The sequence below is a fragment of the Serratia proteamaculans genome (genome assembly GCF_004684015.1).
GTDB lineage: Bacteria > Pseudomonadota > Gammaproteobacteria > Enterobacterales > Enterobacteriaceae > Serratia > Serratia proteamaculans_F.
The window spans coordinates 1-16,141 of the sequence record NZ_SRIA01000013.1 but is presented as its reverse complement, the minus strand read 5'-3'; the positions used below and the strand labels follow the sequence as shown (position 1 = coordinate 16,141).

At 53.8% G+C, this 16,141-nt stretch carries 15 protein-coding genes and 1 tRNA gene; 9 read left to right on the top strand and 7 right to left on the bottom strand.

The features are described 5' to 3' along the window. The first annotated feature begins 5 nt into the window (after window positions 1-5). Window positions 6-383: a MysB family protein gene (locus E5C26_RS09375; protein ID WP_135316053.1), complete on the top strand. Its 378-nt coding sequence runs from the start codon at window positions 6-8 to the stop codon at window positions 381-383. A 65-nt stretch (window positions 384-448) separates the two neighbouring features. Beyond that, the gene (locus E5C26_RS09370) at window positions 449-997 is read left to right on the top strand and encodes a GNAT family N-acetyltransferase (RefSeq protein ID WP_135316052.1); all 549 of its coding nucleotides are present in this window, start codon (window positions 449-451) and stop codon (window positions 995-997) included. A 2-nt stretch (window positions 998-999) separates the two neighbouring features. Here E5C26_RS09370 and E5C26_RS09365 read toward each other — a convergent pair whose 3' ends face one another. The 3 genes from E5C26_RS09365 to E5C26_RS09355 all read right to left on the bottom strand — a co-directional run bounded on the left by E5C26_RS09365 (window position 1,000) and on the right by E5C26_RS09355 (window position 5,530). After that, window positions 1,000-1,245: a YceK/YidQ family lipoprotein gene (locus E5C26_RS09365; protein ID WP_135316051.1), complete on the bottom strand. Its 246-nt coding sequence runs from the start codon at window positions 1,243-1,245 to the stop codon at window positions 1,000-1,002. Between the two features lie 162 nt (window positions 1,246-1,407). After that, window positions 1,408-3,969 (bottom strand): glucans biosynthesis glucosyltransferase MdoH, encoded by a 2,562-nt coding sequence (mdoH, locus tag E5C26_RS09360; protein ID WP_135316050.1) that lies wholly within the window; start codon window positions 3,967-3,969, stop codon window positions 1,408-1,410. Then, on the bottom strand, window positions 3,962-5,530 hold the full coding sequence (locus tag E5C26_RS09355; RefSeq protein WP_206194255.1) for a glucan biosynthesis protein G: 1,569 nt from the start codon (window positions 5,528-5,530) through the stop codon (window positions 3,962-3,964). Before E5C26_RS09355 ends, mdoH begins: the two co-directional genes overlap by 8 nt. A 258-nt stretch (window positions 5,531-5,788) precedes the next feature. Between E5C26_RS09355 and mdoC the strand changes: the two genes are divergently transcribed. From mdoC to E5C26_RS24880, 4 genes are all read left to right on the top strand, one after another. Next, complete coding sequence (mdoC, locus tag E5C26_RS09350; protein WP_135316048.1) at window positions 5,789-6,919, top strand: glucans biosynthesis protein MdoC; 1,131 nt, start codon at window positions 5,789-5,791, stop codon at window positions 6,917-6,919. Window positions 6,920-7,238: 319 nt separating this feature from the next. Next, window positions 7,239-7,463, top strand: coding sequence for a hypothetical protein (locus E5C26_RS09345; RefSeq protein WP_135316047.1), 225 nt, complete (start codon window positions 7,239-7,241; stop codon window positions 7,461-7,463). 286 nt (window positions 7,464-7,749) lie between these two features. Next, the gene (locus E5C26_RS09340) at window positions 7,750-9,471 is read left to right on the top strand and encodes a potassium/proton antiporter (protein ID WP_135316046.1); all 1,722 of its coding nucleotides are present in this window, start codon (window positions 7,750-7,752) and stop codon (window positions 9,469-9,471) included. Window positions 9,472-9,745: 274 nt separating this feature from the next. Then, window positions 9,746-9,874 carry a hypothetical protein gene (locus E5C26_RS24880; protein ID WP_017892392.1) on the top strand — a complete coding sequence of 43 codons (129 nt, stop codon included), beginning with the start codon at window positions 9,746-9,748 and terminating at the stop codon, window positions 9,872-9,874. 85 nt (window positions 9,875-9,959) lie between these two features. On the opposite strand, the gene E5C26_RS24875 is transcribed toward E5C26_RS24880, so the two are convergent. The 4 genes from E5C26_RS24875 to E5C26_RS24605 all read right to left on the bottom strand — a co-directional run bounded on the left by E5C26_RS24875 (window position 9,960) and on the right by E5C26_RS24605 (window position 11,373). After that, window positions 9,960-10,091: a hypothetical protein gene (locus tag E5C26_RS24875; protein ID WP_260516241.1), complete on the bottom strand. Its 132-nt coding sequence runs from the start codon at window positions 10,089-10,091 to the stop codon at window positions 9,960-9,962. 69 nt (window positions 10,092-10,160) lie between these two features. Further along, on the bottom strand, window positions 10,161-10,664 hold the full coding sequence (locus E5C26_RS09335; RefSeq protein WP_135316045.1) for a YlaC family protein: 504 nt from the start codon (window positions 10,662-10,664) through the stop codon (window positions 10,161-10,163). Window positions 10,665-10,791: 127 nt separating this feature from the next. Next, window positions 10,792-11,091, bottom strand: coding sequence for a hypothetical protein (locus E5C26_RS09330; protein WP_012006289.1), 300 nt, complete (start codon window positions 11,089-11,091; stop codon window positions 10,792-10,794). A gap of 187 nt (window positions 11,092-11,278) precedes the next feature. Further along, a tRNA-OTHER gene (locus E5C26_RS24605) sits at window positions 11,279-11,373 on the bottom strand. A 252-nt stretch (window positions 11,374-11,625) separates the two neighbouring features. On the opposite strand from E5C26_RS24605, the gene E5C26_RS09325 reads away from it, so the two are divergent. From E5C26_RS09325 to E5C26_RS09315, 3 genes are read left to right on the top strand one after another with little or no spacing between them, the layout of a single operon-like run. Continuing rightward, window positions 11,626-12,807 carry an efflux RND transporter periplasmic adaptor subunit gene (locus E5C26_RS09325; RefSeq protein WP_135316044.1) on the top strand — a complete coding sequence of 394 codons (1,182 nt, stop codon included), beginning with the start codon at window positions 11,626-11,628 and terminating at the stop codon, window positions 12,805-12,807. Next, window positions 12,804-14,744, top strand: coding sequence for a MacB family efflux pump subunit (locus E5C26_RS09320; protein ID WP_135316043.1), 1,941 nt, complete (start codon window positions 12,804-12,806; stop codon window positions 14,742-14,744). The genes E5C26_RS09325 and E5C26_RS09320 overlap by 4 nt, the downstream gene beginning before the upstream one ends. 3 nt (window positions 14,745-14,747) lie before the next feature. Continuing rightward, window positions 14,748-16,112: a TolC family protein gene (locus tag E5C26_RS09315; protein ID WP_135316042.1), complete on the top strand. Its 1,365-nt coding sequence runs from the start codon at window positions 14,748-14,750 to the stop codon at window positions 16,110-16,112. The last annotated feature ends 29 nt before the right edge of the window (window positions 16,113-16,141 follow it).

Sequence of the window (16,141 nt, the reverse complement as noted above, 5' to 3'; positions counted from 1 at the left end):
TGAATATGAGCCTGTATGCAACCCTGGAAGAAGCTATTGAAGCAGCGCGCGAGGAGTTTATTGAATCCGCTGAGAGCGGTAACGACGAGCAACCACCGGCGGTGCAACAATTCAATTTGCAAAAATACGTGATGCTGGATGGTGATATCATGTGGCAAGCCGAATTCTTTGAGCAAGAAGGGGAATCGGTTGAATGCCTGACGTTACGCAGCGGTGCCGCCGCCCAGGCGATTTATGACGGTGATTATGATGACGTCGAAATTAACGCCGAATGGATAGATGAAAACACGCTGCACGAGTGGGAAGAAGGTGATTTCCAACTCGATCCCCCGTTGGATACCGAAGAAGGCCAAACCGCCGCCGATGAGTGGGATGAACGTTGAATGATCGCGGGCGGGAGCGCACCATCCCCCGCCCATAAACTCCCCATCATTTTCAGAGAGGCAGCATGATTATCCGCCAGGCGCGTCCCGAGGATTACCCCGCCATTTTGCAGTTGCAAACCCAAAATACGCCGGCCAATTTAAGCGACAGCCAAAAGCGTCAGGGTTTTATCGTTTCGAGTATGAGTGAAGCGCAATTGGCCCACATTAACCAGGGGTTGGGTATTCTGGTGGCAGTGGAAGATCAGGCGCTGGCCGGTTTTGTCTGCCTGATGCCAACGGATGCGCAACCGCGCCCACCCGTAGTGGATGCCATGCTGGAAAAGCTCGCCGCTGAGTCATTCAACGGACGTCCGCTGAGCGAACAGCGCGTGTTTATGTACGGCCCAGTGTGCCTGGATACAGCCTGGCGTGGTAAAGGCGTGCTGAAGCAGTTGTTTGCCGCCGTTAAAGCGCAAACCCGGGAGAAATTCGACGTTGGCGCCCTGTTTATTGATGACAGCAACCCGCATTCACTGGCGGCACATCAGCAAGGGCTAAAGATGACGGTGCTGGCACCCTTCCATTGCGGCCCGCATGGGTACCAGTTGTTGGTGTTTGCCACCCGGGAATAGACTTACTCGTAAGGCCCGTGCTGTGCATCAAACGGCAGCATAAAGGTATCCACCACCATCGACAGCGGCACATCGATCACCGTGACATAGCGCCAGGGGGTATCACGCAGATCCCATTGCACACCCGGGTAGTATTGATGGCCGTGCCCAGCGCCCGGCACTGTGCGACTGATAATACTGCCGCAGCCGGTTAGCAGCGTCACGCCCGCAGCCAATAATGCCAGCCGAAGAAAAGAAGAGAGATTCACCAAATTGACTCTTAGCCCTGGTTGTTCTGAAAGTAAACAACGCCCGGCGCGAATGTTAGCATAGTTTTTACCCGGCAGATCGTCAGCATTACGTAAGCAAATAGCCAAAAAAAACGGGGAACACGCTGTGCGCATTCCCCGTTTGGGCTACCCAATCAACGCTTAGCGCTGACCTTGCGGATGAGCCCGTTCATTGTGTGGCAGTTGCTGATAATGCTCACGCCAGGCGGCACCTTCCGGCAACAACCAAACACGTTGATGCAGGCGCGACAGAGCAACGGGATCGCTCAACAGTTCCAGGCGTTTGCCCTTCACCAATTTCTCCGGCCCCAGTTGCAATGCCTCATTCACTCGTTCTTCACGATTGCGCTCGATAGCACCACGCAGATGGTGACGAGCGGTCGCCAGCGCAGCCGCCAAAGCATTGAACGACGGGTTAACCACGGCGTGCATAAAGCCATTAGCCAGAGCACGTTCACGGTTAAGCTGTAGATACTCTTCGGTCGCCAGCAGTTCACGCGGAGGAGAATACTCTTCCGGGATCAGGAACAGTTTGGCACGCTTGCTCTTGATCCCCAGCGTCGCACGGCTCGACAGAGACGAAACGATCGGTGACAGGATCAGCGAGAAGACGATTGGCGACAACCACCACAGGAAGCGCAGATCCAGCCAGGCCATGCCACCGGCCCAGACCAGACCAAGCAGCATCTGTGAACCATGGCGTTTAAAGGCTTCGCTCCATGGCGTGTCATCATCGTCACGCTGCGGTGAGTTCCACACCACTTCCCAACCGAGGAAGGCACTGACCACAAACACCGTGTGGAACAACATGCGTACCGGTGCCAACAGCACCGAGAACAGCATTTCCAACAGCATCGACAGGAACAGACGCACGCCGCCGCCGTATTCTTTAGCGCCCTTCGCCCAGATCAGCACAATACTGAGCAGCTTGGGCAGGAACAACAGCACCAGAGTAGTGGAGAACAGCGCTATCGCCAGTTCAGGACGCCACTGCGGCCAGACCGGGAACAGCTGACGCGGCTGCAGGAAGTACTGCGGCTCCATCAGGGTATGCACCACCTGCAACGCGGTGGACAACGCCAGGAACATAAACCACAGCGGCGCCGACAGATAAGACATTACGCCGGTCAGGAACACCGCCCGGTGTACCGGGTGCATGCCTTTCACCAGGAACAGACGGAAGTTCATCAGGTTACCGTGGCACCAGCGACGGTCACGCTTGAGTTCATCCAGCAGGTTAGGCGGCAATTCTTCGTAGCTGCCCGGCAGATCATAAGCGATCCACACGCCCCAACCAGCACGGCGCATCAGTGCCGCTTCCACAAAGTCATGCGACAAGATGGAACCGGCAAACGAGCCTTCACCCGGCAATGGTGCCAGTGCACAGTGCTCGATAAACGGCTTCACGCGGATAATCGCGTTGTGACCCCAGTAGTGCGACTCACCCAACTGCCAGAAGTGCAGACCGGCGGTAAACAGCGGCCCGTACACCCGAGTGGCAAACTGCTGCACACGGGCATACAGCGTATCCATACCCGAAGCTTTAGGCGCAGACTGGATGATACCGGCGTTCGGGTTGGCTTCCATCAGACGCACCAGACCGGTGAGGCACTCGCCGCTCATCACGCTATCGGCATCCAGGATCACCATATAGCTGTACTCGCCACCCCAGCGACGGCAGAAGTCGTCGATGTTGCCGCTTTTACGTTTCACACGGCGACGGCGACGGCGATAGAAGATACGGCCATGGCCATCTACATCACGGCACAGTTCCATCCAGGCCTTCTGTTCCGCCATGCAGATATCCGGGTCGTAGCTGTCGCTCAGCACGTAGATATCGAAATGTTCCAGCTGACCGGTGGCGGCAACCGACTCATAGGTCGCACGCAGGCCGGCGAACACCCGTTCGACGTCTTCGTTACAGATAGGCATGATCAACGCGGTGCGGTGCGCCGGATTGATTGGCTCATCGCCCTTGATGGTGGAAGAGATACTGTATTTGTCTTTGCCGATCAGCAACTGCAGGAAGCCCATCAGCGCAGTCCAGAACCCGGCCGACACCCAACAGAACAAAATGGCGAACAGGATCAGAATGCCGGTTTGCAATACGTAAGGCAGCAATTGCAGCACCGACTGCATCAGATCCTGGTCCAGCATCGCCATCGGGTCGATCAGCGCCCAGCCCTGATACGGCAAAATGGTTTTCATGTACCAGGTGGCAATACCGGTCTGCACCAGCATCAACACCAACAGCACATAACGACGCATTGAACCGACCACACGCCAGCGGTTTTCCGCAGCGGCTTCCTCTTTGGAAGCATGGCGGTTGTGCGGCGAACGCCCCAACAGAGAATCCCAGAAGCGCGCTACCGGGTTGGTACGCCAGGCTTCCGGGAACATGCTGGTACGTTTAATCGGTGGCGTGGCCTTCAAAATACTGCGGCCTTCCACGTCATTGTCAAAATCGTCGTCACTGACCGCATCCGGCCAGGCGCTTTCGATACGCGCTTTGACCGAGGCCAGTGCGACGTCATCTGCCGGCAGGGTGTCAACGTTGGCATCGGTAGCGCCCATCTTGCGATGCAGCGCCTCCAGTGCCTGGGCGTCATCCGCTCCCGGCTGGGGTTTAAGCGCCTCCGACCGCTCAGCGGTCAGAGGCATTGCCGCCAGATAATCCTGGGCAATTTGAGTAGGCTTATTCATTGGCAGGTAGCTGATAGCTCCAGGTTTCCGACAGGGTCTTATCACCATTGACCAGTGCTGCGCGCATTTCTACCGGCTTCTTGTCGTCTTTCACTTTCAGACGCAGCGTCAGGCGCCAGCCTTTGGTCACTGGATTATAGCGGACATTGTTTTCTACCATTTCACCGTTATCACCGATGCTCACCTGAGCGGCAACCGGCGTAGCGCCATCCAGGCCTTTCAGTACCGGCCCGACGAAGTCGACCAGGAATGCCACGCTGCCGTCTGGCTCGCGGATCAGGTTCGACTGCTTCACGTCACCGGTAGAGCGCATGGTCTGGCTGACGTAGGCAATGTCCTGCGAATGCAGCTTGTCTTCGTCACGGGTGAAATGCAGACGATAGTTCAGTGCCAGTGGCGTTTTGGCATCCGGCAATACGTCCGGGGTCCAGAAAGCAACGATGTTGTCATTGGTTTCATCCGCGGTTGGAATTTCCACCAGCTCAACTTTACCCTTGCCCCAGTCGCCACGTGGTTCGATCCAGGCGCTTGGGCGCAGATCGTAACGATCGTCCAGGTCTTCGTAATCTTTAAAGTTACGGCCGCGCTGCAGCAAACCGAAACCTTTAGGATTTTCGACCTGATAAGTACTGACGGACAGGTGCTTCGGATTGTTCAGCGGACGCCAGATCCATTCACCGTTACCGGCATGGATAGACAGACCGTTGGAATCATGCAGCGCCGGACGGTAGTTCAGGGTTGGCGAAGGCTGGTTTGGCCCGAACAGGTACATGCTGGTCAGCGGTGCCATACCCAATTTGCCGACCTTGTCGCGCAGGAACACTTTAGACTCGACGTCCACCGTGGTATCGCGGCCTGGATAGACCACAAAACGGTAAGCCCCGGTAGCGCGTGGTGAATCCAGCAGCGCATAAATGACCAGATGCTTGTCGCCCTGCTTCGGACGTTCAACCCAGAACTCGCGGAAACGCGGGAACTCTTCCCCGGACGGCAAGGCGGTATCAATGGCCAGACCACGGGCCGAAATCCCGTAAACCTGCCCCTTACCTACCACGCGGAAGTAGCTCGCGCCCAGCAGGCTCATAATTTCGTCGTTCTTATCCGCACTGTTGATCGGATAAATCACCTTGAAACCGGCAAAGCCGAGGTTTTTTACCGATTCAGGATCGTGCTTGACCGAACCAAAGTTGAAGTAGTCCGGGTTGTACTTGATCTGCTTGACAGTGGTCGAGGTGACCTCGTTGATTTTCACCGGCGTGTCGAAGTACATCCCCTGATGATAAAACTCAAGCTTGAATGGGGTTTTCAGCTTGCTCCAATAGGCTTTATCGTGATTGAACTGAATTTGCTGATAGTCCGCGAATTTCATCTCACGGAATTGAGAAGGAAGGTTGCTTTTCGGCGCCTCAAAGCCTTTCCCTGCCAGATCCTGCGCCTGCTTGGCCACATCATCAATAGAAAAAGCCCATGCCGGCGAAGTCAACAGCGTGAACAATACGGTCGCACCTAACCAACGTACGCTCGCGGCGCGTGGTTTCTTGGATAATATATTAACTAGCACATCCCCCCCTATTCGTGTGCTCAAATCATTTAAATCCATATTAATGGATTATTCAGCTTTCCGACAACATGATAAATGGATGGTTCATGTTTATGGCTCATTGTTTAAGCAGCTGACTAAACACCAGCGTAGCAAGCCCCGCAACAAGACGCTATGGAAAAATGTGAAACGCTATAGTAGGGTTTGAGGTTCGATTTAACCATTGCCGACTTATTAAGCGTGTTAATGACCATTCGATAAAATCATCAGCGGTAAACTATGACTAAAGGCAGCAACCAACGCGAGTTTTTCCTCGATTCGATCCGGGCTTATTTGATGCTGCTCGGCATCCCTTTTCATCTGTCCCTGATCTATTCCAGCCATGCCTGGGCGGTGAACAGCGCTACCCCCTCCTTCTCGCTGACGGTGCTGAACGACTTCATCCATGCCTTTCGTATGCAGGTGTTCTTTGTGATTTCCGGCTACTTCTCATACCTGCTCTATGAGCGTTATGAACGTCATAAGTGGTTGAAGGTAAGGCTGGAACGAGTGGCGATCCCGCTGCTGAGTTCGATCCCGTTAATAACGGTGCCACAGTTTTTCATGTTGAAATACTTCACCGATAAATTAAACGGCTGGGACAATTTTTCGCTCTATCAGAAAATAAATGTAACAATTTGGGAACTGGTTTCTCACCTGTGGTTTTTATTAACGCTGTCATTACTGACTACCCTTTGCTTTTATCTTTTCAAAAAAATCAAGGCAATTAAAAGTAATACCCCGCCTTATCCAATAAATAAAATGACCGGATTAGGAAATATCTCACTGTTCTTTCTTATTTATGCTTTATTCTATTCGGTCGGGCACCGCGTTATTTTAATTTTTGCCCCATATTTACTCTCCAATGGCCTGTTCAATTTCGTGGTCATGGAGACGATGTTCTACCTGCCGTTCTTCATCCTTGGCGCTTATGCCTTCAAGTACGTGTGGTTGAAAGAGATTTTCCTCAAACCCTCTGTCTGGTCACTGCTCGGTTCACTGCTGCTGTTCATTGCCTACATGCTGAATCAGAAGTATCTGGCCCACAGCAGCTATATGTTTGAACTGGAAGTGTTGATCAAAACCCTGCTGGGGATCCTGATGGCCAACGTGGTTTTCTCATTCGGACATACCCTACTGAATTATCACTCGCCACGGATCACTTATCTGGTCAACGCGTCGCTGTTTATATATCTGGTGCACCATCCACTGACCCTGATATATGGCGCGTTTGTGACGCCATATATCGACAATAATCTGCTGGGCTTCGTGCTGGGGTTGGTGTTTGTCTTCTCCTGTGCCTTCGCCTTATATGAGCTGCACAAACGCGTTCCACTGCTCCGCTTCCTGTTCTCCGGAAAACCGCAATAACCGATTGGCCCGGCATGCTTCTGGGCCATTTGCTGTCATGTGTATGTACGCCATAACCATTATCATAATTTTGCACGCCAGCACCGCCGTCCAATTCAGCCACTGAGCACACATTGCTCACCCCGGTGGTGAAAGTTAAGGCAAAGTTATGCTGGAGCATATTGCTGCTAGTTGTTATAACTGCAACGCATAAGTGGAAATCCACATCCCTGCCTTACGGTAGTGATTGGGCTCAATGAACCCTGAGGGACGGCGTTGTCGCTATCATTACGACAATGTTTGCAGTATCTCCCTTCCGTCACGACAGAGAGGATTTTTAATGACTGATAAAGACACTTCGGTTCCGGAAGCCGTACCAGAAAATGCCACCCTGCTGAAAATTCTTGGCCGGTTGCTTTCCGCACTGGATGCATCAATCAGCGGCAAGGACCGCAGCATTCTGGTCACCGAGCTTTCCAGCCTTAACCTTGATGGTATTTCAGAGTCAGAACGAAAACTGGCTGCCGAGTTGATCAAGCGGGCTTTGCAATCACTCGACCATTAATGACACCACGCCTGCAAACCATTAAGCCTCCTCACGGGGGTTTAATGGTTTTTCCTTCCCGCCGTTTTATTGCTCGCATAGAACCACAGCAAGCTGATAACTATAGATAAAAGCGAGAAGTTCATCGTTTTCTCCCCACTTCCTCACACTTTCTCTCTTAAATGACAATAAATGCCAAACTGTTTTCGAATCACCCTTGGCGTTTTACCTAAAAAACAGGCTATCATCATGGGGTATCTGCGCCCGCGCGCAACGCCTTTCCCCCAGCCTGCAGGAGAACGTTATTTTGGATGCCAGCACCATTAACAGTTTGTTCATCATCGGTGCCGTGTTGGTGGGAGCAAGTATTCTTCTCAGTTCATTTTCTTCTCGCCTGGGTATTCCCATTCTGGTGATCTTCCTCGCTATCGGCATGCTGGCGGGGGTTGATGGACCGGGCGGTATCGTTTTCAGTAATTACCCAGTAGCCTATCTGGTGAGTAACCTCGCACTGGCCGTGATCCTGCTCGATGGCGGCATGCGCACCCGCGTGAGTTCATTTCGCGTGGCGCTGTGGCCGGCACTTTCCCTCGCCACCGTCGGCGTGGTGATCACCGCCGGGCTGACTGGGCTGGCTGCTGCCTGGTTGTTCAACCTCGATTTGCTCCAGGGCATGTTGATTGGTGCCATTATCGGTTCCACCGATGCCGCGGCGGTATTTTCACTCCTCGGCGGTAAAGGACTTAACGATCGCGTCAGTGCCACGCTGGAGATTGAGTCCGGCAGCAACGATCCGATGGCGGTGTTTCTTACCATCACGCTGATTGCGATGATCTCCGCCGGTGAAACCACGTTGAGCTGGATGTTCCCGCTCCATTTGCTGCAACAGTTCGGTATGGGCATTGTCTTTGGGCTCGGCGGCGGCTGGCTGCTGCTGACCTTGATCAACCACATCAAACTGGCCGAAGGTCTCTACCCACTGCTGGCCGTCAGCGGTGGTATTTTGATTTTTGCGCTGACCACTGCGCTGGATGGCAGCGGCATACTGGCGGTATACCTGTGCGGGCTGACGCTGGGTAATCGTCCAATCCGTAACCGGCACGGTATTGTCCAAACCTTTGACGGCCTGGCCTGGCTGAGCCAGATCGGCATGTTCCTGGTGCTGGGCCTGCTGCTTAATCCGCACGAGCTTTTGCCTATTGCCATCCCTGCCCTGCTGCTGTCGCTGTGGATGATCCTGTTCGCCCGGCCGCTTTCAGTATTTATCGGGTTACTGCCGTTTCGCAGCTTTACTCTGCGTGAACGCAGCTTTATTTCCTGGGTCGGTCTGCGCGGAGCCGTGCCGGTCATTTTGGCCGTCTTCCCGATGATGGCCGGATTGCCAAACGCGCAGTTGTTCTTCAACGTGGCCTTTTTTGTGGTGCTGGTTTCACTGTTGTTGCAAGGCACTACACTGTCGTTCGCCGCGAAGAAAGCCAAGGTCATAGTACCGCCAGCCCTGGCGCCTATTTCACGGGTCGGGTTGGACGTACACCCGGAAAACCAGTGGGAACAGTTTGTTTATCAGCTCTCGTCGGAAAACTGGTGTGTGGGCGCCGCACTGCGTGAATTGAAAATGCCACCCGGCACACGTATTGCCGCACTGTTCCGTGGCAAAGAGTTGTTGCACCCTAGCGGCAGCACGCGTTTGCGCGAAGATGACATCCTGTGCGTTATCGGCCACGAGCATGACCTGCCAGTGCTGGGTAAACTCTTTAGCCAGGCACCGGTGGTCACTATGGATGAGCGTTTCTTCGGCGACTTTATCCTGCAATCAGACGCACGCCTGAGCGATATTTCACAGCTGTATGGGCTTAACCTGCAAGAAGGCGTGGACGAGCAGCAAACACTGGGCCAATTCGTCATTAAACTGATTGGCGGCGAACCCGTGGTAGGTGATCAGGTCGAATGGGATGGCCTGACCTGGACCATCGCCGAGATGGATGGCAATGCCATCAGTAAAATCGGCGTAAGAATTGTAACTGACTGATCCTTCCTCAATACCGGTCGCTGCGTGGCAACACCCGCAGCGGCCCTCTCAAAACAGACGGAACTTATAGACCCGGAAAGGTTCTTAAACTCTGTGATTATCAAAACCGGGCGTTCAGCCCCGACGTTTTAACCTTTACTCTGGGAACGCTGCGTAGCAGTGATGGGTATTGATTTGAACAGTAAAACTCGATTTCTATCGGCCATGCTGGGAATTGCACTGACGGTCATTGTGCTGGATCTGAGTATCGCCGATTTGGTCCACAGGCTCTTAATTGGATAATTTTAACGTGGCACAGCAGCAACAAGAAAAAGACATTCTGGGCAAGATACTGATTACCGTCTCCGCACTCTGCCTGATTACCGTGGCGGCGTTACTGATTTGGGGCTTTGTGCTGGATTAACCACCGGCCTGACGAGCGCCCCCTCCCCCTCGAATTCGGACATAAAAAAAACCGCCGCAGCGGTTTTTTTTATTGGCGATGGCAATCAGATCTTGCAGCCTTCGCAATCTGCCTCATCCTCAAGGATTTCTGGCAGTTCTTTTACTTTCTGCGCCGCTTTCTCTTCTGCTTCTGCCAATTCGGCATCGATATCAAAATCGAAAATATCATCACTCATGGTAAATTCCTCACGCTTAACTGGCTTCAATGCGTGAGTATAATCGACAACTCTTCAGGCGCAAACTCTTCAGTTGAGCACCGCCACCTGTGACTGTTCATCCTGTGGCTTCTTTGAATACGCCAGGTCGTAAACGTCATAGAAATCGATTTCGCCTTTATTGGCGATGATTTCCTGCATACGCGTTTTCATCGCTGCTGCGATCGACGGTTCATCCAATAACGCCTTCACCGACTGCGGCGACAGTGCGCGAGTGAAATACCATTCGCCGTTATAGCATACGCGCAAATCCAGCACGCCGATGTCCTCAAAGCGATACACCGGTTTGATTTCAATCAACAGCATGGCGAACATGAACAACACGAAGGCAGTGAAAGCCAGGAAGGAGATAAAGCCCATATAGGGGACCTGATACATCACGGCGATCACGGCAAAATAACCGGCAAACATGGCAAGACACAGGTAACGGTGATCGCGGGCAAATTCACTGTTAAAGCGCAGTTTGCCATCGCGCCCTTCCTGCCGATTGATACGCTCGATTTCTTTTACCAAGATGCTTTTAATCGCGTCCATCGCTACAACCTTATGCCTGGGGGACATTATTGCTATCAATAATCATTCCTCAAACTAACATAAGTACAGTTTGCACAGGTAGATCAGTTAAGCAATTTTAAATGGGTAACTGTTATACCTCTAAGGGCTAACGTTGCAGAGAGTTTTTACCTTGGGCAAACATAAACATCCGCTGAGCGATATCGTCAGCCTGTTTGATTTTTTGCTTTTGCGGCTCATTGCAGCGCTGGATGGCACGAGCATAGGCAAGCTCATGCGCCTGGTCGATCATCGCTATAATTTTGTCGCGATCCTGTTTATCCAGATTGCCGAGCATGGTGGTGATAATCGCCTGATAGGCGTTGGAGGCGGCGGTCAGCGACTTTTCTCTGGCTTCAAGTATCGCTACGCGTTGCATTAATTCCTGCAGTTGATCGGACTCTGACATAGCGATCTCCTGTTGCCGGGCAGCATACCTGCCTGATTACAGTTTAGCAAAGATCGCTGGAACGGAAGAAAACATAAAGAAAGGAAGAGAAACGGTTACGGCAAAGCACACCCGAAAAACCCAACAAGGAGCCGATAGTGCAAATCAACCCGGGTGCACTTTGCCGTAACAGTTCACAAAAGGAAGCTGGCGCGCTATGCAGGACTCGAACCCGCGTCTATCAATTTTGTAGCCAAAAAAGCATTTTAAAACCAACCACTCTGCCAACTGAGTTAATAGCGCATTCCTTCGCTTCGGGGAGTTATTATCCATATTAATGTTATGGATTCAAGCTATCGAACTACAACCCACTGCATTTGCAGAGAAATCTTATATTTTCGCCTATTTAATCCCCAGCCTGAGAATTAATTTCATTTTGTGATAATTGAGATTGGTAATTTTATGGCCCGCATGCGGTGTGTTTATTGTTAGTTAAGCCGCTGGATGCCACTATAGCGCCTTCTGGGATCATCGTTTTCTGTTATGGATAACACTATGAAAGTCACTCCGCGCCGCCTGGCGTTTATCCTGATCGGCGCTCTGCTGGTCATACTCGCCCTGGTGGCATTCTCTTTACAAAGCCCCCCGCAAACCGCTTCGGTCACCGCACCGGCTCGTCTGGGCGATATTGAAAACGCCGTACTGGCCACCGGCAAACTTGATGCGATAGAACGGGTCAACGTCGGGGCGCAGGTTTCCGGCCAGGTCAAATCCCTGAAGGTCAAACTTGGCGACAAGGTCACCAAAGGCCAACCCATTGCCGACATCGACGATCTGCCACAACGCAACGACCTGCGCAACGCCGAAGCCGCGCTGAACGTCGCCAAGGCGGATTTGCAGGCCAAACAGGCCCTGTTGAAACAGGCCGAGTCCCGCTTTAAGCGCCAAAAACGTATGTTGAGTGATGAAGCCGGCTCCCGCGAAGATTTTGAGACGGCAGAGGCCACGCTCGCCGCCACCCGCGCCGAACTGATCGCGTTGAATGCACGCATCGTGCAGGCACAGATTGAGGTAGACAAGAAAAAGGTCGACCTGAGTTACACCCGTATTCTGGCGCCGATGGACGGCATCGTCATTGCGGTGATTACTCAGCAAGGCCAAACGGTGAATGCCAACCAGAGCGCACCCACCATCGTCAAATTGGCGCAGTTGGACGTAATGACCATCAAGGCGCAGATTTCCGAGGCCGACATTACCCGCGTTTCACAGGGGCAAAAAGCCTACTTCACCATTTTCTCCGAGCCGGACAAACGTTACGACGCCACGCTGCGCACCGTCGAGCTGGCGCCAGAATCGGTGATGAAAGACGACTCAGTCTCCGGTGGCAGTTCGTCCTCTGGCTCCGGCACCTCCAATGCCTCGGTGTATTACAACGCATTGCTGGACGTCCCAAACCCGGATAACCGGTTGCGGATTGCCATGACGGCTCAGGTTTCATTGCTGCTCGGTGAGGCGAAAAACGCGCTGTTGGTACCGATCCAGGCAGTGCATAAAACCGCAGATAAAAAACAACAGGTGCAGGTGCTGACCGGAGACAACCGGTTGGAAATGCGCGAGGTGAAAACCGGCATTACCAATAACGTCGATATTCAAATCCTGTCCGGATTAAAGGTGGGTGAAAACGTGGTGCTGGTACAGGAAAACACCAGGTCGGGCGAGGAAGGCCTCTCACTGTGAACACTATCATTGAGCTGAAAGGTATCGGCCGCACCTACACCAACAGCAGCCAGCCGCTGACCGTCCTGAAAAACATTAACCTGAGCATCGCTGCCGGGGAGTTGGTCGCGATCATTGGCGCTTCCGGTTCCGGTAAGTCAACACTGATGAACATCATCGGCTGTCTGGACGTACCGGACCAGGGTGATTATTACATCAACGGCCAAAACGCGGCTCATTTATCGCCGGATCAACTGGCCAGGCTTCGCCGCGAACACATCGGTTTTATCTTCCAGCGTTATCATCTGATGCCGGATATCAGCGCTCTGGGCAACGTCGAGATCCCTGCGATTTACGCCAACAGCCAGCGAGACCAACGCCGACTGCGTGCGGCACAACTGTTGGCCCGACTGGGGCTGGAAGGTCGTGAACACCATAAACCAGGGCAGCTCTCCGGCGGCCAGCAACAGCGCGTCAGTATCGCCCGATCGTTAATCAACGGCGCTGAGATCATCCTGGCGGATGAGCCCACCGGCGCCCTGGACACCCGCTCGGGCCAGGAAGTGCTGGAGATCCTCAGCGAACTTAATCAACGCGGCCATACGGTAGTGATCGTCACTCACGATATGAAGGTGGCGCAGCACGCACAGCGCATCATCGAATTGCAGGACGGCGAGATCGTCGCCGACAGTGGGCGTAAATCCGCGCTTCCTCTGCCGGTGATGAAAAAGACCCCGCCGATTGCTCAAGGCTACTGGCAGAGCCTGCTCGATCGCACCCGCGAATCGTTACAGATGGCGCTGAAGGCCATGAATGCCCATCGCTTGCGTACCGCATTGACCATGACCGGCATCATTTTCGGTATTGCTGCGGTGGTGACAGTGGTCGCGCTGGGTGAAGGTGCCAAACAGCGCACGCTGGAGAGTATTAAAAGCCTGGGCACCAACGTGGTCAGCATCTACCCCGGCCGTGATTTCTTTGATGATGCCATCGACAACATCCGCACTCTGGTACCGGCGGATGCCGACGCGTTGGCCCGCCAAAGCTTTGTCGATAGCGTCAGCCCTGAAGTCACGGCCTCAGACAGTATCCATTTTCGCAGTAAATCGGCCAACGCATCGATCACCGGTGTTGGACGCGATTATTTACGCGTTAACGGCCTCACTCTGCTGCAAGGTCGCAATTTCCAGGATGACCGCAACGCCCTGCAGGAAGTGATCATTGACGAGAACGCACGCCAGTCGTTGTTCGGTGATTTCGGCGTAGAGCCGCTGGGCCAGATCGTGTTTCTTGGCGCCGTACCGGCCCGGGTGATTGGCGTGGTTCAAAGTAACCAGGACTCTGCCCCCAACCGCATCAGAGTGTGGATGCCCTATACCACCGTCATGTACCGCATGGTGGGTCAAACCAAGTTGAGCAGCATCAGCGTAAGGTTGAAAGATGACGTTGCCAACGAAGCCGCTGTCGCCGCCATTAACCAGTTGCTGACCCAGCGTCACGGCGTTAAAGACTTTATGCTGTTCAACCTCGATAAATTCCGTAAGTCGATAGAACGAACTTCGATGACTCTCAGCCTGCTGATCCTGATGGTGGCCTCAATTTCCCTGATCATCGGCAGCCTCGGCGTGATGAACATCATGCTGGTCTCGGTGACCGAACGGACGCATGAAATCGGTGTGCGTATGGCCGTCGGCGCACGTCGCAGCGACATTATGCAGCAATTTATGATTGAAGCGGTGCTGGTCTGCCTGATCGGTGGCGTACTGGGCATTTTGTTGTCTTTCGCCGCCGGCTCGCTGTTCACCCTGCTGGCGGGCGGCATGCTCACCGCCATCTATTCCTGGCAGGCCGCCGCCGTGGCCTTTTGCTGCTCCACTCTGATCGGCATGATCTTCGGTTATCTCCCGGCCCGCAAAGCGGCGCGGATGGATCCGGTCATTTCACTGGCCAGCGAGTAACTTATGAAAATTTTATCCCCCCTGGCGTTATGCCTCGCCGCCCTGCTCAGCACCGGCTGCGGTAATACGTTGAAAAGCGAATATCAGCCTCCGAAGGTGGACTATCCAACCCAGTGGCAGCCCGGTGCCGATGCCGCTACGTCAGTCCCTTTTGCCTGGCGGGACTTCCACGATCCTCAACTAGACCACTGGCTACAACAGGTGATGCTGGCTAATAACGATCTGGCCGCCGCCGCGTTGCGCGTCTATCGCGCCCAGTTGGCGGCCCAACGGGTCGACATCAGCACCGCTCCCAGCGTAAACGCAACGCTCAATACCGGCGCCAGCAGGCCCCTTTCCGATTCATCCCCCTGGAATAAAAACAGCAGCGCCAACCTCGGCGTCAGCTATGAGGTCGATCTGTGGGGCAAACTGGCACGACAGCGCGACGCCGCAGAATGGGCCAGTCAGGCCACCCAACAAGATTTGCAAAGTGCGCGCTTGGCCTTACTCGCCAATGCCAGCAAAAATTACTGGCGCCTCGGTTTTATCAATCAAAGGATCGGCGTCAGTCAGCAAAATATCGCTTACTCCCGGCAGACCTTACAGTTGGTCAATGCCCGCTACCGTGCCGGCAGCATCTCTTCATTGGACGTGGTGGATGCCGAGCAGAATTTGATCAATCAGGAGAGCAGCCATCTGGCGCTGTTGCGTGAACGTCAGCAAGCCTTGAACGAACAAACGGTATTATTGGGTTCGCCGCCGGGTAAGGCTCTGGTCGAACCCGCCCGCTTACCCAGCGGTCCGCTGCCGCAAATCAATGCCGGTATCCCGGTCAACGTGCTGCGCCATCGGCCGGATATCAGCGCCAAAGAACTGCGGTTGCGTGAAGCGCTGGCCAACGTCGATGTGAAACGAACAGAGTACTATCCGGCGTTCAGCCTGACCGGTTCATTGGGGGCCAGCAGTACCGCCTTGCTCGAATTTTTGCGCAACCCGTTGGCCTCGGTGGGGGCTGGGTTGTCGCTGCCGTTCCTTGAATGGCGGCAGATGGATGTTGATATCAAAATTGCCCGCAGCGACTATGAGCTGCAGGTGCTGGAATTCAAGCAGGCGCTGTATAAAGCCATGGCCGATGTGGACGATGCCTTGTCGTTGCGTAGCCAATTGATAGCTCAGGAAAAACACTTACAGGCTTCGTTGGCGTTGGCACGTAAATCTGAACGCTTGAACGAAAGCCGCTACCGGCAAGGCGCCGTCCCAATCAGCTTCTGGCTGGACGCACAAAATCGCCGCAGGCTGGCAGAACTGACGCTGGATGAAAACCGTTTTGGCCAATATCAGAATCTGGCACAACTTTATCTGGAATTTGGCGGTTCAGCTCAATAACGCCCCCCAGCCTGGCGTCTGCGTCAGGC